Source organism: Blautia sp. DFI.6.71 (assembly GCF_020593585.1).
Taxonomy (GTDB): domain Bacteria; phylum Bacillota; class Clostridia; order Lachnospirales; family Lachnospiraceae; genus Blautia_A; species Blautia_A wexlerae.
Genome location: NZ_JAJDMJ010000046.1, coordinates 1 through 17,918, shown reverse-complemented (window position 1 = coordinate 17,918; position 17,918 = coordinate 1). Strand labels below are relative to the sequence as shown.

Genomic DNA, 17,918 nt, shown 5'->3' with positions numbered 1-17,918 from the left:
AAACGCAATAAAGAAAATGAGATTATTACTTCTTTAACAAGTACGGAGTTACTGTTCACACACCACTATTTCGCGAGGTGTTTTGGCATGAATATGCCAAAATCCCGAGACATACAAGCCAAAATTCCATTGCCGCAGGCAATCTGGAATGAAAGACACCGGAAAACACAGATAGTGTTTTATGTGGCGCCATGTTATGATGGAATTGCTGTAAATCATAGAAATGATTTATCAAGAGGGAGGTTTTTGAAATGAATACAACAAAACTGGAGAAAAAGAAACTACCAGTCGAATTAGCACAAATTCAGTACATTACGAATCATGCGGATGGCCATGGAGAGAACAATAACTGGTGATTTTCACGAAAAAAAAGTTGTTACGAAAACTATATTGCAATTTGCACAAAAAATAAGTATAATAAAAAAAACAATTGCGCATAAGGTATATAAAATGCTGCTTATAGCAACGTTGATACCAGATTGTGGATCAATTGGAGAAATATAAGCGGTAAGAGTGAAAAATCACGAAGGAGACAAGAATCATGGGAAAAAGAGCAGCAGGAATATTAATGCCGATCAGCAGTCTTCCATCAGACTATGGCATCGGATGTTTTTCCAAAAGTGCATATGAATTTGTAGACTGGTTAAAGGAAGCCGGACAGACTTACTGGCAGATTCTGCCATTGGGACCGACCAGCTATGGAGATTCTCCATATCAGTCTTTCTCTACATTTGCAGGTAATCCATATTTTATTGATCTGGATACACTTGTGGAAGAAGGAGTTCTTGATAAGAAAGACTGCGAGAAAGTTAACTGGGGAAAGAAGCCTGATGAGGTAGATTATGAAAAAATCTACAAAGGCCGTTATCCTCTTCTGAGAAAAGCATACGAGAACAGTGATATCAGCAAGAATCCTGACTATCAGAAATTCGTAGCAGAGAACAGCTGGTGGCTGTCAGATTATGCTCTGTTTATGGCAGTAAAAGACCGTTTCGAAGGTGTAGAATGGACCAAATGGGCTGAGGATATCAGACTCCGCTGGAACAATGCCATGGATTATTATCGTGAAGAACTCTATTTTGATATTGAATTCCAGCAGTATATGCAGTTTAAGTTCTATGAGCAGTGGATGAAACTGAAATCCTATGCAAATTCAAAAGGAATCCAGATCATTGGAGATATTCCGATTTATGTTGCAATGGACAGTGCTGATGCATGGGCACATCCGGAGCTGTTCCAGCTGGATCAGGACAATGTACCGCTGGCAGTAGCAGGATGCCCTCCGGATGGATTTTCTGCAACCGGTCAGTTATGGGGAAATCCGCTGTATCGCTGGGATTATCACAGAAATACAGGATATCAGTGGTGGATTTCCAGAATGAGTTATTGCTTCAGACTGTATGATGTTGTGCGAATCGATCATTTCCGTGGATTTGATGAATATTTCTCTATTCCATACGGAGATAAAGATGCAAGAGGCGGACACTGGGAAAAGGGTCCCGGAATTGATCTGTTCCGTAAGATCGAACAGGCGCTTGGATGGAAGCAGGTTATTGCAGAGGACTTGGGATATATGACAGATTCCGTACGTCATCTGGTATATGAGAGCGGCTTCCCGGGAATGAAGGTTCTGGAATTTGCGTTTGACTCCAGAGATTCCGGATGTGCCAGTGATTATCTGCCACATAACTATCCGGAGAACTGCGTGGCATATACAGGAACCCATGATAATGAAACTATCGTGGGATGGTGGAATAGCATCACAGCAGCTGAGAGAAAACTGGCGAGAGATTATCTGTGTGATCATGCAACACCGGAAGAAGAACTGTATAAATGTTTCATCAGTCTGATCATGCGCAGTGCTGCGCGCGTCTGCGTTATCCCAATGCAGGACTATATGGGACTGGACAACAGATTCCGAATGAATAAACCATCTACAGTTGGTATGAACTGGAAGTGGAGAATTAAGAAGAGAGATCTTACAAAGAAACTCCAGAAGGAAATCTATGATGTGACACTTCGTTATGGACGTAAGAACTGGGATTAAATACATAGTGAAATAACTGGAATAATGACAGCGTTTCGGATATAAATAATATTCGGAACGCTGTTTTTTTAACCGAATCAAGCAGTTATTTGGTTAAAAAAGCAACGAAGTGGTTGGTTTTATCTGTTTTGTTTTATCCAGTCAGAGTTATTTGTCAGAGGGAGAAAAAAAGGACAGTTTCGCAAGCTCTTTATTTTTGTATGAAAAAGAAAACATTGAAATTGTTTTGGCGGGCGTACAATTGAAAAAGAAATGCATTGATTTTCGGGCAATGTCTGATAAAATATTAACCAGAAAAAGCAAAAGGATAGATTTTCAGGAGGGAAAATAAATGAACTATAACAGATTAGAAACCAGTCTGATCGATGTGATCAAAGAGGAACAGGCGAAGCTTGGATATATGAAGGAGAAGATCAGCCTTTATTATCCGCTCAGTTCCCTGAATCATTTTTTTGGCAATGAGACGGATGCTGCAGGCATGATGGAGATTTTAAAAGATTTTCCTTCTTATATAGAAGAGAAATTTGGTGAAGTAGCAGTATCACACAGAGGAGATCGTTTCTGCTTCACTGTTTCGGAAAAAGCTTCCGAATATGTACATAATAATATGAAAGAGAATGAATTCATCAAGGCATTGATCGAATTGGTTGGCAGACATGGATGTACGATAGAAGAAATTAAAGAACTGTTCCATTCTTATTCAGATAAAATCATTACTGAACCAATGGATAACGAGGAGTTTGATGTGATGATCCGCTTTGATGACGGATCAGATCCTTATTATTATTGTTTTAAAGATGAAGGATGCCATATCATTTACCACAGATTTCTGCCGGAAGACTATGCAGATTTTGGATTCTGATAAGAAGGAGTGAAAAATTTTCCAACTGTCGGATCAGTAAAAATATATGTGATATTTGCAACAAAAGTATGTTATTTTTTTGTCAAATATCAACAAAAATAAGTCGAAATTCTATATTGACAGATAGTCTCAATAATGGTAATTTTTATTTGATTTAATGTTTTCATTTATAGAAACAGGTAACATTTTATTACATTATTTTACAGGAATAAAATAGATAAAATTGAGTTGACAGTTTGGAGGGAAAGATTAAATGAGAAAAACCAAAATTATCTGTACAATGGGACCGTCTACTGATAAGGGCGATGTTATGGAGCAGCTTGTGAGAGAGGGAATGGACGTAGCACGTTTCAACTTCTCACATGGACCTCACGATGAGCAGAGAGGCCGTATCCAGAAACTGAGAGAGCTTCGCAAGAAATATGACAGACCTGTTGCAGCACTTCTTGATACAAAGGGACCGGAGATCAGACTTGGATGTTTCAAGGATGGCAAGGTTTCTCTGGAAGAAGGACAGATTTTTACATTTACAAATAAAGATATTGAAGGAACTAATGAGTGCGTAAGCATTACTTATAAAGAGCTTTATAAGGATGTGCGGCCGGGCGGACATATTCTGGTTGATGATGGACTTGTAGACCTGGAGGTTCAGGACATCTCAGGAAAGGACATTGTCTGCAAGGTTATTAATGCAGGTGTGATTGGCGACAAGAAGGGTGTCAATGTTCCGGGTGCAAACCTGAAGATGCCATTCATCAGTAAAAAAGACCATGATGATCTTCTCTTCGGTATCCAGGAAGGATTTGATTTCGTTGCAGCATCTTTTACACGTACTGCAAACGATATCCGCGAAGTAAGAAAAATCCTGAAAGAAAACGGCGGTGAAGAGATTCAGATCATTGCAAAGATTGAGAACCAGCAGGGCGTTGACAATATCGACGAGATTATTGAAGCAGCAGATGGCATCATGATCGCCAGAGGTGACATGGGTGTTGAGATCCCGCCGGAATATGTACCTGTTATCCAGCAGAAAATCATCCAGAAAGTTTACACAGCAGGAAAACCGGTTATTACAGCAACACAGATGCTTGACTCCATGATCTCTCATCCGAGACCAACCCGTGCAGAGGCTACAGACGTTGCCAATGCGATTTTTCAGGGAACAAGTGCAACTATGCTTTCAGGAGAAACCGCAGCTGGTAAATATCCGGTACAGGCACTTCAGATGATGAGCCGTATTGCAGAACATATGGAACAGAATATTGATTACAATACAATCTTTAAGAAAACAGACAGAAATGAGAATCCGGATATTACAAATGCAATCGCACATGCAACCTGCCTGACAGCAATCGACTTGAAGGCCAGTGCAATCCTTGCAGTGACAAAATCCGGAAGTACAGCTCATATGATGTCCAAACACAGACCAGGATGTCTGATCGGTGCATGTACAAGCTCTGAGAGAGTTCTTCGCCAGCTGAATCTGTCCTGGGGTGTTTACCCGATGCTGATCAAAGAAGAATACAGTTCTGAGATCCTTTGCCTGAGAGCAATCGAAGCAGCACAGAAGCATAAACTTGTAAAAGTTGGCGACACTATTGTATTTGCCGGTGGTGTACCGCTTGGAATTCCGGGAAGAACAAACCTGATCCGCGTCTGCACGGTTGAGTAAGTCAGGAAAATATCAGTAGTTGAAGTGGGAAACTTGCCTGATTCGATAAAAAATAGTATTTTCAGAAAATATAAGATGTAAAAGACACAGGGGTCTGCCGTCAGAAAAGTATGACAGAAAATATTTTCTGACAGCAGTCCCTTGCTTGTGTTAGAGGAGAGAATTGTTATGAAAACAAATGAGGAAGAAGATTCGAGACATATTTTCAGAGGAGAGCTGGCATTGGTGATAGCAGTCATGATCAACAGTCTTGCTGTTATTCTGATGCTGTATTCTGGTTCAGGAATATCTGCCATATCCAGTGTTCCTTATGCATTTGAAAAAGTATTTCCGGTAATTACACTGGGAACATGGACTTATATTTTTCAGGCACTTCTGATCTTAAGTCTGATGATACTGAGAAAAAAATTTGTACCTGCTTATCTGTGCAGTTTTCTGGTTGGATTTGCATTCAGTGAGCTTTTGGATGTTAATGAGGCATGGATCAATATCCTGCCAAAGACAATTCCACTCAGAGTGTTATATTTTGTGATCAGTTATCTGCTGATCTGTATAGGGATCGCACTTTCTAACAGATGCGGTCTGCCGATTATTCCTACAGATCTGTTTCCTCGTGAACTGTCAGAGATTATAAAGGTGAAATATTCTAAGATCAAGGTTTCTTTTGATGTGATCTGTCTGATGATTACTGCCTGTATGACAGGGCTGATCCTGGGGCATATCAACGGACTGGGAATCGGAACAGTGATGGCGGCATTTACCATGGGAAAAGTAATTGGATTGATTGGTGATGAGATGGATAAGCACTTCCGGTTTGTGAATTTCACTCAGCACTGTTCACTTCATGTACAGTAACAGAGTTTCTTCATTGCAGGATTTTTCTTTCTATGATATACTTGACGCATTATAGAAGTAAAGATATCATAAGAAATCTGTGATGGAAGTATGTTGCAACTCTGGTATCTGAAAATAATATATTAAGGAATAGTGATGCAGATTATGAAACGGTTGCTCATAAAAAACAAAAGAAAGCTCTGGCTTTGGTTTCTGCTCCTTGTTTTTTTGTTTCTGGCATGCAGAGCTGCTTACATTACAGGCAGCAAAGCAGAACAGACCAGAAATAATGAAGTAGAAGAAAGGCAGGCAGATAGTCGGTCAATACCGAATGAAATGGAGATATTATGTTGAATCAATTTTCAAGAACAGAGCTTCTTCTGGGAAAAGAAGCAATGAATAAACTGGAGAACTCCCGCGTGGCAGTGTTTGGAATCGGAGGGGTTGGAGGATATGTATGTGAAGCATTGGTCAGAAGCGGTGTGGGGACCTTTGATCTGATCGATGATGACAAAGTATGCCTGACGAATCTTAACAGACAGATTATTGCCACCAGGAAAACTGTTGGTCAATATAAAACAGAGGTGATGCGGGACAGGATCCTGGACATTAATCCGAAAGCAGATGTGAGAATCCATAACTGTTTTTATCTTCCGGAGAATGCTGCTGATTTCGATTTTAGTGAGTATGATTATGTGGTAGATGCTGTGGACACAGTGACTGCGAAGATTGAACTGATCATGCGTGCAAAGGAGGCAGGGACTCCTGTTATCAGCAGTATGGGTGCCGGAAATAAGCTGGATGCCAGTGCGTTTCGGGTGGCGGATATCTATAAGACGAAGGTGTGCCCGCTGGCGAAGGTTATGCGCAGAGAGCTGAAGAAGCGTGGTGTGAAAAAACTGAAGGTTGTTTATTCGGAAGAACAGCCGATCAGACCGATTGAAGATATGGCAATCAGCTGCAGATCGCATTGTATTTGTCCTCCGGGTGCTGCGCATAAGTGTACGGAGCGCAGAGATATTCCGGGAAGTGTGGCGTTTGTGCCGTCTGTCGCCGGGCTGATTATTGCAGGAGAGGTTATTAAAGACCTGACTGCGGAGTACAGAAGATAAGAAGTGTTTATTTTGAGATGTGTATGGTGTCAGAAATGGTATGGTGCACATCTTTTTTTGCGGGAAATATTTGGAATCGGATGGGGGTATTACTTTTTGGATTTTATGGAATTGTTATAGGGAAAAAGTCAAAATAATATAAAAATTTATGGGATTTTCAAAAGATAATGAAAGAAAAAGGAGAGAATCTGTGATACACTGTCATTATTGACGGATAGAAATCTATTAGAACTGTGGAGATATAGAAGTTTGGTGGATCAATGTCTGAATGATGTCAGTTTAATAAATTTCAGATTGGAGGATATAACATCGGATGAAAACAAATTACAACAGAACAGTGCAGGCCTGTTTTATCGGATATGTAGTGCAGGCCATTGTGAACAATTTCGTTCCTCTGCTGTTTCTGACATTTCAGGGCAGTTACGGGATTTCGCTGCAGAAGATCACACTTCTGGTTACATTTAATTTCGGGATCCAGTTGCTGGTAGATCTGGCATCGATTGGATTTGTGGACAGAATAGGTTATCGTGCATCTATGATCCTGGCACATACAATGGCGGCTGCAGGTCTGATTTTGCTCACAGTATTGCCGGAGTGCCTGGGAGATCCGTTTGTGGGACTTCTCATTGCAGTTATGATCTATGCCATCGGAGGCGGATTGCTGGAGGTGCTGGTAAGTCCTGTGGTGGAAGCCTGCCCTACAGATAATAAGGAAAAAGCAATGAGTCTCCTTCATTCCTTTTACTGTTGGGGACATGTGGGAGTGGTACTTCTTTCTACATTATTCTTTCGTATTTTCGGGATTGCAAACTGGAAATATATGGCGCTGGTGTGGGCATTGATTCCCATTGCAAATGGAATCCTTTTTACCAGAGTTCCCATTGCTCCACTGCTGGATGAGGGTGAAAAGGGGCTGACTATGGGAGAGCTTTTTAAGAAAAAAATCTTCTGGGTTCTGATGTTAATGATGCTCTGTGCAGGAGCCAGTGAGCAGGCGGTAAGCCAGTGGGCTTCTACTCTGGCTGAGAAAAGCTTTGGAATCAATAAAACTATCGGAGATCTGGCAGGTCCCATGGCGTTTGCAATTCTTATGGGAAGCTCAAGGGCATTTTATGGGAAATTTGGAGATAAAATCAATCTGGAACGCTTTATGCAATACAGTGCAGTTCTGTGCATGGTTTCCTATCTGATGATCGCATTTATCCCGGTACCTGCGTTGGGAATCCTTGGATGTGCGGTTTGCGGTCTGTCTGTAGGTATTATGTGGCCGGGAACCTTCAGCATGGCGGCTGCCTCAGTAAAGCGTGGCGGAACAGCCCTGTTTGCCCTCCTTGCCCTTGCTGGAGATGTGGGATGCTCATCCGGACCAACCTATGTGGGGATGATTTCAGGAGCACTGAATGATAATCTGAAACTTGGAATCTTTGCGGCACTGATTTTCCCTGTGTTGATGATAATGGGGATTAAGATGATTGGAAGTCTGCAAAAATATGATTGAGATATATTAAAAAGTATGGAACGATTAATTTTTCATATTGATGTAAACAGCGCATTTCTTTCCTGGGAGTCAGCCAGAAGAGTAAGCCAGAGGCTGCCGGATCTCAGGGAGATTCCCTCCTGTGTGGGAGGAAATCCAAAGAAACGGACAGAGTACACACGCTGTTCCCGGACGAAATACCGGAGAAAATGTGGCCACTTCCTGTCCGTAACCTGTTATTTCTGGGAAAAGCCTCCGAGCAGAAGCTTCTGAATCAGGGAATCCGTACTATTGGTGATCTGGCAAGGGAACGGGAAGCAAATGTACAGCTCTGGCTTGGAGAAAAACCAGAGTACAGATGAAAAATGAAGACAGACAGGAAGAATAAAAGCGCAGAGATGATACTTTTTCTCTGCGCTTTTATAGCGGACTGTTATACATATTTCAAAAATTCTTCATCCGGGATCCGGGAAGTATGAATGGCATTCTGGATAGCCTGAGCCATGACTTCTGCGGCGAGAGTTCCAGCCATGTTGATATCCACAGAAACATTGCCAATGCTGGCAGCATAGATGGAATCACCGTCAGCCATAGTTGCTACAGGATTGATGCATCTGGCATAGGCACAGCGGGTCATAGAGGCAATTTTATTCAGTTCAGCCTTTGAAAATGCCCCATTGGTGATTACAGCTCCGATGGTGGTATTGCCGGTAAACTGGTCATGAGGTGTCATAAAGCGGTATAATTCGTGGACACTGTCCAGAAACCCGCTTCTGTCAGGTGTTTTCAGCCCTGCAATTTTCTGACCATTTTGTGGACTGAAGATATCTCCCAGTGCATTGACAACGACAATTGCAGCCATCTGGAAATTTTTCACAGATACAGCGGCAATACCAAGACCTGACTTCATGGATTGTTTCATACCGTAAAGTTTTCCCACAGTTGCACCGGTACCTGCACCGATATTTCCGGTTCTGGTATCTGTTCCTGCAAATGCCTGACGGCAGGCTTCTTCGCCCATTTTTGCAGTTGGACGTATTTTAGGATCTCCGTAAGAGAGGTCATAGATACAGGACTGGCATACAAGAGGAACCAGGGCTGCACCGGTGTTATAACCGATATTTTGTGATTCCAGATAGTTCATCACACCGTCAGCAGCAGCCAGTCCATAGGCAGAACCTCCGGACAAGACAATGGCGTTGATGGGATTGTCGGCAGTGACAGGAGAGGTGAGAGGAGTTTCTCTGGAAGCAGGGCCGCCTCCGCTTATATCGCAGCCTGCTTTTGCTCCATTTGGAAAATAAAGAACAGTTACACCGGTCTTTGCATCATGGTCAGAAGTATGACCGATGCGTAAATTTGAAAGCTCTGTAATAGAAATCTCTTTTAGTAATGACATAAAAATCTCCTTTTGATAAAAAAAACCTGACTACAGTGACAATGTAGTCAGGGATTTTTAGTGAACCTTCCGGAACAGCAGAATTAAAAGGCTGTTCTTTTAAAGATTATGCACGTTTCAGTGCCACAGAAAGTGCCTTGGAAACGATGCTTCCCACTACAAAGCAGAAGCCCGCTTCGATCAGTCCCTGAACGCCCACAAAAGCAGCAACGAAGACAACAGGATTGCTTACTCCAAGACTGGAAACAATACCCTGAATGTAATCTGTGTTGTAGAAGAAGAGACATAAAAAGCCCATGAAGAAGAAAGTATTCAGTAATGGGCATGCCAGTGAAGCAACGTAATGGGAAAATTTCTTCGCCGGTGATTTATATAATGCTGCAAAAATAAGTCCTGTGATCCATCCTTCCAGTACACGTGCCACGATACATACAATAAAAGTGCCAAATGGATTAATGTTAAAAAGTGCGGCAGCGAAAGCTGAACTTCCTGTGACAGCCATATAGAAGCTGGTTGCACCGAAAGCAAGTCCGCATACAGCACCACCTTTCGGTCCGAGGATGATAGCTCCTACAGCTACCGGGATGGTGAGAAGAGTGATGGATAAGCCGGGAGTACGAAGATAGCCCAGCGGGGTAAAGGACATGAGCAGAATAATGGCAATCATCATAGCCAACTCTACCATGTAAAGAGTGCTGCTTCTTTTTGCGGCAGCTGTTGTAGTAGTTGTTGTTGTTGTTGTGTTCATATGAATTCTCCTTTTGGTCTGATAAAACGGCGCAATGCGTCCCCTGCTTTTCAGACAGTTTAGAGTATGGGGATCAGGCGTTATGAAAAATATACATCAGAACAAAAGATATGAAACAAGAAATATCTTCCGGTAAAAGTTTCCGGTGTGTAGACGCCTTACAGGTCGCCTCACAAATTTAACCAGACTGTGAAGTGGATGACTTTATCCACCAGACTGTCAGATGTGGAAAACAGATGCATTTTCTTTCGAATAACGCTCTCGTAAACAATAACACATTTGATTAAAAACTGCAATATTTTATAGTATGTTTGAAAATAAATACAGGATATAGAGACGTTTCTATATCCTGCAAAAAATATTGATTATGAGATTTAGCGTTCCATCATGCTGATGGATTCAATTCCCACACTTCCACCATGTACCACTTCAATTCTGTGGAATTCTTCCTTGATCAGTTTGACAACTGCATCATTCTTGGTGGCTGTCTGGACAAATTCCAGAAGCAGGCTGTCTTTGCCGTAGTCAATGACTTTTGCCTGGAAGGTTTCTGCAATCTGAAACAGTTCTGCTTTATCTTCCCTGGAGCAGTTGAAAACCTTGATGTAGAGAATTTCTTTCATTCTGACAAATACATCTGTGAAGTCGATTACCTTGATAACCTCGATCATGCGGTTTAACTATTTTTTGATCTGTTCAAAGGTTTCATCATCGCTGACTGTTGCGATAGTCATTCGGGATACTGTAGGATCCTCGGTGGTTCCTACAGTAAGACTGATCTATCACGAGATATGTAAATGGTTAAGTGAGTTTTGTTAATTAAAATGTACTAAAATGTCGTCTTTTTTGACAAGAAATTATATAAAATAGACAAAATAACACAATGCAAAAAACAATGCATAAAATAAAAGAATGTCCCTTTGAGGAACATTCTTTTAACGTGTCTGAAGGAAAACTTTTAATTTGGGAAGCTGGTTGTTAAGGATAAGAGTTTCCGGAAACATGAGCTGGTGAACGAATTCTTCGGCATAGGTGAAATCTCCAACATGTTCTTTTCCGTGGCTGTCGCTGGACAAAATAACAGGAAGCTGATATTTCTGACAGAGATACAGGATTCTGGCTGCATTGGCTCTTGTGTCTCCCCGATATCCTCCGGGTGCGAGGGAAGCTTCGTTTATTTCAAAAATAACATTTTCCCGTAAAGCTGCTCTTGCCAGCGTTTCATAATCTACAGGGAAATGTGTATCGTCGCAGTGGCCGAGTATTTTTACAGCAGGATGTTTTATTGCATTGATGTAAGCTTCTGTATTCTGAGATACAGAGCCTGAACGGTAGTTCTGCCGATGCATACTGATGATAGCGTAATCCAGGTTGTTCAGCAGTTCATCTGACAGATCTGTATGTCCTGCACTGTCCAGGATGTTTAGTTCAACTCCGTAAAGAATATCTATGCCGAATCTTTTTCTGGGATAAAAAGGAAGGCTTCTGAAATAAGAAGAAGTTCCGGAAGCCAGAGTTCCCGGGCCGTGGTCAGAAATCCCAAGGAGTTTCAGTCCTTTTTTGCTGGCTGCTTTTGCCATGTCAGAGATGGTACAGGTGGTTCCGTGACCGCTGGCGATAGAATGTGTGTGGATGTCAGAAAGATACATTGTTTGTCTCCTTTCCAGAGCGGTTTTTATATATGATAAGAGCCTTACGGAAGATGCAAAGCTGCTGTTTGATGGTACATTCGTTATATTCAAGTATGACAGATGAGGATTTAAATGTCAATGAGGAAACAAAATAAAAACAACTGAAATACAACAAAAATCAAATAAAAAGCAACACAAATAAACGGCTGATACATGTTAAATTATGTTGACTTCGGGAAAATGAGAAGGTATAATGGAACTATATGAAAACACGGGGGCTTATTGCTGATCAATGACAGCGATGGCACTGTTTGCTTATGTGTAGACAGTTACTTCATGAGAAAGGAGTAACATGGAAAAATTTCAAACATCAGACATTCCCGGAATTCTCTTATGAATGGCTGGAGGCTGAACTGGATACTGGTATGATTCCACAAATATGGACAGCGAAGAAATTGCTCCTAATCTTTATGACTAATCGATAAGTATATATCGAGAGGAAATGAATCCTCAGAATTAAGTAAAAAAAGTTACCGGGAACAATGTGACCGGTAGCGAAATACAGACGCCGCACTGCCGTATGGCAAGTGCGGCGTTGTTGTTCAAAACTCTGATAGCAGAGTGAAATCAAACAAATATAAATACAGTAACAGCTCAGACAAGATGATGCAAATAAAGACACTTTTTTGGACAAACGAGGTTCTTACCCTGGAGAGCAGATCAGGGTAAAATGAAATCATCAGATATGAAGAGCGCAATTCATATATTGGAGGAAGAACAGTGAAAAGTACGGAACGGTTAATTTTTCATATTGATGTAAACAGTGCATTTCTTTCCTGGGAATCAGCCAGAAGGGTGAGCCAGGGGTTGCCGGATCTCAGAGAAATTCCTTCCTGTGTAGGAGGAAATCCAAAGAAACGGACAGGTATCGTGGTTGCCAAATCTATCCCTGCAAAAAAATACGGGATCCAGACCGGCGAGCCAGTAGCTATGGCTCTTCGGAAATGTCCCAATTTGGTGATCGTTCCCAGTGATTTTGAATTATACGATAAATGTTCCCGGGCATTTAAAGCAATCTGTGCTTCCTTTGCACCTGTGATGGAATCTTTTTCCATTGATGAGGTATTTCTGGATATGACAGGTACTTCTCTGATCTATCCTGACCCTGTAGCTGCTGCTCATGAGCTGAAAGACAAGATTCACAGAGAGCTGGGATTCACAGTAAATGTAGGAATTTCTACCAATAAGCTTTTGGCAAAGATGGCATCAGATTTTCAAAAGCCGGACAGAGTACACACTCTGTTCCCGGATGAAATCCCGGAGAAAATGTGGCCTCTTCCTATCCGTAATCTGCTGTTTCTGGGAAAAGCTTCCGAGCAGAAGCTTCTGAATCAGGGAATCCGTACCATCGGTGATCTGGCAAGAGAAAGAGCGTCCAATGTGCAGTACTGGCTTGGGGAAAAAACGGGACATCAGCTATGGCAATATGCCAGAGGTATCGATGATTCCCCTGTAAAAGCAGTGCCTGATGAGGCAAAAGGTTTCAGCGTGGAAACTACTTTTAACGATGATATTACTTCCATAGAGCAGGTGTTTCCCATACTTTTGGAGCAGTGTGATGTTCTGGCAACCAGAATGCGCAGAAAAGATAAGAAATGCAACTGTATTTCCGTGACTTTCCGTACTTTGGATTTCAGAAACCGTTCACACCAGACAAAGCTGGAAAATGCTACAGATCTTACAGATGAAATTTATATAAATGCTACAAGACTTTTTAAAGAATTCTGGAAAGGACAGCCGCTACGTCTGATTGGTGTGGCACTGACAGGCCTTACAGATGGCACTTATGAACAGATGTCTCTGTTTGAAGATACAGAAAATAAAGAACGCCACAGAAAGCTGGATGCAGCTATGGATGAGATCCGGATGAAATTTGGAAATGATAAGATCACCCGTGCCAGTATTATGAACAGCAATGCACGGATTGGGCGAAAAGCGAAAGCACAGATGAAAAACGAAAAGATGGAAGAACCGTAAGTAAAGGGAGGACTGAGCATTAAGAACAATGCGACAATCCTCCCTTTATAAAAATTTCAGAAAAAGTTTTATCGTTCCATCATACTGATAGATTCGATTCCTACACTTCCTCCACGTACCACTTCAATTCTGTGAAATTCTTCCTTGATCAGTTTCACTACTGCGTCATTCTTGGTTGCTGTCTGGACAAATTCCAGGAGCAGGCTGTCTTTGCCATAGTCAATGACCTTTGCCTTGAAGGTTTCGGCAATCTGAAACAGTTCAACCTTATCTTCTTTGGAACAGTTAAAAACCTTAATATACAGAATCTCTTTCATGCGGACAAATACGTCTGTGAAATCAATAACCTTAATAACCTCGATCATACGGTTCAACTGTTTTTTGATCTGCTCAAAAGTTTCGTCATCACTGACAGTTGCGATCGTCATTCGGGATACGGTAGGGTCTTCTGTTGTTCCTACTGTAAGACTGTCCAGATTATAACATTTTCCGGAAAAAAGACCGGAAATTTTGGACAGAACACCTACCTGGTTCTCAACATAGAGAGAAATCCATCTTTTTTTCATTCCTTTATCCATAATAATCTTTCCTCCTGCCTAACAATCCATGATCATATCTTCCAGAGTTCCGCCCGGTTTGATCATCGGGTAGACCATTTCTTCTGGGTCAATGATAAATTCGATTACTGTAGGTGCTTTTGTATTTTTCTTTGCTTCTTTGAAGGCGGCTGCGATTTCTTCTTTCTTTGTAACGCGGATTCCCTTTGCGCGATAGCTTTCTGCAAGTTTAATGAAATCCGGTGTGTACTGTGGATATTCCATGCCTTCTGTGCGGCGGGAAAGTGCTCCGGCGCGCAGGTTGGTCATGGCGTAGCGTTTACCGTAGAAGAGTTTCTGCCACTGGCGTACCATTCCAAGATATTCATTGTTAAAGATACACAGGATTACTGGAAGTTCCTCCAGAACTGCTGTTGCAAGCTCCTGGATATTCATCTGCACACCGCCGTCACCGGAGATAACGATGACAGGCTTGTCAGGATTTCCGATTTTGGCTCCGATACCGCCTGGAAGACCATAGCCCATGGTTCCCAGACCGCCGGACATGATCATCTGTTTGTCCTCTGTGATTTCCGCATACTGAGAAACAAGCATCTGGTGCTGGCCTACATCTGTAACGATAATGCTGTTTTCGAACTGTTCATTGATTTCTTTCAGAATGTCCATTGGACTTAAAACATCGTTTGGACGCATTTTCAGCGGATGTTCTTCTTTCCACTGGCTGATCTGGCCAAGCCACTTGCCTGTAGAGCATTCCTGAACGTATTCATTCATTTTTGTGATAGCTTCTTTTGCATCTGAAACAATAGGAATATCTACCTGAATGTTTCTGGAGATAGATGCGGTGTCGATATCGATGTGTACAATCTGTGCATGAGGTGCAAATTCATGAAGTTTTCCTGTGATTCTGTCATTGAATCTGGTTCCGATAGAGAAAAGGAGATCACAGTTGCTGACTGCCATGTTTGCTGCATAGGCACCATGCATACCAAGGTTTCCGATGTAGAGCGGATGGTCTGTGGGGATAGAGCCTTTTCCCATTACGGTTGTGACAACCGGTACTTTTGTCTTTTCCACTACTTCCCGGAAAATTTCATGGGCGCGGGAGATTACTACACCGCCGCCTGCCAGGAATAAGGGACGTTTTGCTTTATTTAAAAGTTTGATGGCACGTTTGAGCTGGCCGATGTGGACATCTGTGTTGGGCTTGTATCCGCGGATATTTACATTTTTAGGATATTCAGCGCTGCCGAGTTCTGCCATTACGTCCTTTGGAAGGTCGATAAGGACAGGTCCCGGACGGCCGGTGCGGGCAATGTAGAAGGCTTCTTTGATGATACGTCCCAGGTCTTCACGTCTGCGGACAGTAACGCCGTATTTGGTGATGCTTCTGGTGATTCCTACGATGTCTACTTCCTGAAATGCATCGTTGCCGATGAGGTGGCGGGCTACCTGGCCGGTGAAGCATACAAGAGGTACGCTGTCATAGTTGGCGGTTGCAAGTCCTGTTACAAGGTTGGTTGCTCCGGGACCGCTGGTTACCAGACATACGCCGACTTTGCCGGTGGTTCTGGCGTAGGCGTCGGCTTCGTGGACAAGGGCCTGTTCGTGACGGGGGAGGATGATTTTGACGTCGTCCTGTTTATAGAGTTCGTCACTGATGTCGATGGTACAGGCTCCGGGGTAGCCGAAGAGGTATTCTACGCCTTCTTCTTTTAAGGCTTTGACTAAGAGTTTGTTGCCGGATATTTGTTTCATATTTGGGTAAACCTCCTTTGTGTATGTGTATAGGACGCTCAGAAATTTATTTGTTTTCGGGTGCGGTTTCGGAGTCTAGGAACTCTAAGTGTCTGAAAATCTGCTAAAACCGTTCAGAAAAATCTCAAACTCGCCGCAGATGCGGCTCAGACAGTGAGATTTTTCTGAACAACGCAGATTTCCAGGCACTAAGAGTTACTACGACTCCTGCAAATGCACCCGAAAACAAATAAATTTCCGAGCTGTGTGTTGGCCAATACAGGGGGCAGAATGGCGCTGCGCTGATTCTGCCGAGTATGGGGTGGCGGGTTTGATGTGACAGATTAAAGCAAGCACGAACGACTTTTTGACCCTGATATATAAATATAGTAAAAAACGCCCTGGGCTTGTTTGCCCAGGGCGAAAATGTTTCCGCGGTACCACCTGTATTCAGAGTCTGGCTCTGCACTTTGTCAGTACTGATATACTGTGTTCCTGTAACGTGGAACTGACGTTGAAGCCTACTTGGCATGTCCGTTCAGGTCTTGTAGATCAGACGGGATATGCGGTTTGGTTCACTGCTCGGGGGCTACTTCCACAATTCGTTCACGAAAGCTCGCACCGACCGCTTTCTCTCTGTGCTTCCCGGAGTTGTGTACTCCTCCCTGTCATGGCATTTGGCTGATATGAGGTATTCATTGTCCGAATAGGGTGGACAAATGTTTTCTTGGGTTACATTATACATTTATAGAGAGGAAATTGTCAACCGGGTTTTGGATAATTGCTATAAAATTTATGTTCCTGAATGAATTTTGGCTACGTTACTGAGAACGGAGTGAACAGTAATGTAATTGACAGATTTCTATATTGCTGATATAAAAAATAAATAATACAGCTGTTTGGAAGGAGGGGACATATGGATTATTTATCGAATAATGTGGCGGTGAATCTGAAGAGGATTCGGAAATCCAAGAGTATGAGTCTGGATCAGGTGTCTGAGCAGACGGGGGTGAGTAAGAGTATGCTGGCTCAGATTGAGAGAGGGACTGCCAATCCTTCTCTGGGTGTGCTGGGGAAGATTACAAGTGGTCTGAGGATAGAGTTTCAGGAGCTGATACAGCCGCCGAGAGTGGACTGTTGTCTGGTGACACCGGCAGAACTGGTTCCTACCAAGGAGATAGCAGGACAGTACAGGGTATGGACCTGTCTGCCTTATGAGGATACCCGTCTGGTGGAGGTGTACCGGATCGAGGTGGAACCGGGTGGTGTTTATATCAGTGGCAGCCATGGGGAGAAGACAAGAGAATATCTGGCTGTTATGGAGGGTGTGCTTACTCTGGAATGTCATGGTGAGAAGTATGAAATCCACAGAGATCAGGTGTTTAAGTTTGAAACGGATCAGGAGCATGTCTATCGGAACACAGGGAAGGAGAAAGCCTGCTGTACCTGTTTTTTTCTGGATTATCATTGATGCAGTTGTATCAGGAGTTTTGTTGCTGAAGCGGTCTGCCGCAGGTGGATTACCATAGTGTAGAACTGAGTAGTGAAGCAGGTGATTTTATCCGAAGTATGAGTGTAAAATGTACAATATAATGCACAAAATAATGAAAAAGATACACCAGAAAATGAATATCTGAAAAGAAAGGATGTATGTAATGGTTTGTCAGTCTGCCATTTCATGAAGAGGCTGTGTTGTTATGAATTGTTGAGAAACCTTTATTATCGCACGAATATGCAGGAAATATTGGATATAGGTAATTGCGAAACAAGTTCGCAATCTTGATTGAAAACAAGGATAGAATCCT

14 protein-coding genes, 1 pseudogene and 1 other annotated feature are annotated in these 17,918 nt (G+C 42.5%); of the genes and pseudogenes, 9 read left to right on the top strand and 6 right to left on the bottom strand.

Annotated elements, in window-relative coordinates:
* The first annotated feature begins 541 nt into the window (after nt 1-541).
* The 7 genes from malQ to LJE12_RS21150 all read left to right on the top strand — a co-directional run bounded on the left by malQ (nt 542) and on the right by LJE12_RS21150 (nt 8,366).
* Nucleotides 542-2,047, top strand: coding sequence for a 4-alpha-glucanotransferase (malQ, locus tag LJE12_RS15405; protein ID WP_117676532.1), 1,506 nt, complete (start codon nt 542-544; stop codon nt 2,045-2,047).
* A gap of 331 nt (nt 2,048-2,378) precedes the next feature.
* Nucleotides 2,379-2,909, top strand: a complete 531-nt coding sequence (locus LJE12_RS15400) for a DUF3877 family protein (RefSeq protein ID WP_055059861.1) — start codon at nt 2,379-2,381, stop codon at nt 2,907-2,909.
* 253 nt (nt 2,910-3,162) lie between these two features.
* Nucleotides 3,163-4,581 (top strand): pyruvate kinase, encoded by a 1,419-nt coding sequence (gene pyk / locus LJE12_RS15395; protein ID WP_022381357.1) that lies wholly within the window; start codon nt 3,163-3,165, stop codon nt 4,579-4,581.
* A 168-nt stretch (nt 4,582-4,749) separates the two neighbouring features.
* The gene (locus tag LJE12_RS15390; protein ID WP_020993573.1) at nt 4,750-5,436 is read left to right on the top strand and encodes a DUF6198 family protein; all 687 of its coding nucleotides are present in this window, start codon (nt 4,750-4,752) and stop codon (nt 5,434-5,436) included.
* A gap of 326 nt (nt 5,437-5,762) precedes the next feature.
* Entirely contained in the window at nt 5,763-6,527 is a 765-nt protein-coding gene (locus LJE12_RS15385; RefSeq protein ID WP_008706817.1) for a tRNA threonylcarbamoyladenosine dehydratase, read from the top strand.
* A 313-nt stretch (nt 6,528-6,840) separates the two neighbouring features.
* The gene (locus LJE12_RS15380) at nt 6,841-8,025 is read left to right on the top strand and encodes an MFS transporter (RefSeq protein ID WP_022381360.1); all 1,185 of its coding nucleotides are present in this window, start codon (nt 6,841-6,843) and stop codon (nt 8,023-8,025) included.
* A gap of 188 nt (nt 8,026-8,213) precedes the next feature.
* Nucleotides 8,214-8,366 carry a hypothetical protein gene (locus tag LJE12_RS21150; protein WP_330595082.1) on the top strand — a complete coding sequence of 51 codons (153 nt, stop codon included), beginning with the start codon at nt 8,214-8,216 and terminating at the stop codon, nt 8,364-8,366.
* A 71-nt stretch (nt 8,367-8,437) separates the two neighbouring features.
* Here LJE12_RS21150 and LJE12_RS15370 read toward each other — a convergent pair whose 3' ends face one another.
* The 4 genes and pseudogenes from LJE12_RS15370 to LJE12_RS15355 form a co-directional block, all read right to left on the bottom strand.
* Entirely contained in the window at nt 8,438-9,403 is a 966-nt protein-coding gene (locus LJE12_RS15370; protein ID WP_022381361.1) for a P1 family peptidase, read from the bottom strand.
* Between the two features lie 106 nt (nt 9,404-9,509).
* On the bottom strand, nt 9,510-10,151 hold the full coding sequence (locus LJE12_RS15365; protein ID WP_227227083.1) for an ECF transporter S component: 642 nt from the start codon (nt 10,149-10,151) through the stop codon (nt 9,510-9,512).
* Nucleotides 10,152-10,525: 374 nt separating this feature from the next.
* Nucleotides 10,526-10,927, bottom strand: a pseudogene (gene ilvN, locus LJE12_RS15360) (acetolactate synthase small subunit); the annotation flags it as partial.
* Nucleotides 10,928-11,086: 159 nt separating this feature from the next.
* The gene (locus LJE12_RS15355) at nt 11,087-11,800 is read right to left on the bottom strand and encodes a phosphatase (RefSeq protein WP_022381364.1); all 714 of its coding nucleotides are present in this window, start codon (nt 11,798-11,800) and stop codon (nt 11,087-11,089) included.
* A gap of 762 nt (nt 11,801-12,562) precedes the next feature.
* Between LJE12_RS15355 and LJE12_RS15350 the strand changes: the two genes are divergently transcribed.
* Nucleotides 12,563-13,819: a DNA polymerase Y family protein gene (locus LJE12_RS15350; RefSeq protein WP_118338912.1), complete on the top strand. Its 1,257-nt coding sequence runs from the start codon at nt 12,563-12,565 to the stop codon at nt 13,817-13,819.
* Nucleotides 13,820-13,887: 68 nt separating this feature from the next.
* Here LJE12_RS15350 and ilvN (LJE12_RS15345) read toward each other — a convergent pair whose 3' ends face one another.
* Nucleotides 13,888-14,397 carry an acetolactate synthase small subunit gene (ilvN, locus tag LJE12_RS15345; protein ID WP_019162659.1) on the bottom strand — a complete coding sequence of 170 codons (510 nt, stop codon included), beginning with the start codon at nt 14,395-14,397 and terminating at the stop codon, nt 13,888-13,890.
* A gap of 18 nt (nt 14,398-14,415) precedes the next feature.
* The gene (ilvB, locus tag LJE12_RS15340) at nt 14,416-16,134 is read right to left on the bottom strand and encodes a biosynthetic-type acetolactate synthase large subunit (RefSeq protein ID WP_227227082.1); all 1,719 of its coding nucleotides are present in this window, start codon (nt 16,132-16,134) and stop codon (nt 14,416-14,418) included.
* A 392-nt stretch (nt 16,135-16,526) separates the two neighbouring features.
* Nucleotides 16,527-16,794: a binding site (T-box leader), on the bottom strand.
* A 235-nt stretch (nt 16,795-17,029) separates the two neighbouring features.
* On the opposite strand from ilvB, the gene LJE12_RS15335 reads away from it, so the two are divergent.
* Nucleotides 17,030-17,584, top strand: a complete 555-nt coding sequence (locus LJE12_RS15335) for a helix-turn-helix domain-containing protein (protein ID WP_026649022.1) — start codon at nt 17,030-17,032, stop codon at nt 17,582-17,584.
* Nucleotides 17,585-17,918 lie beyond the last annotated feature (334 nt).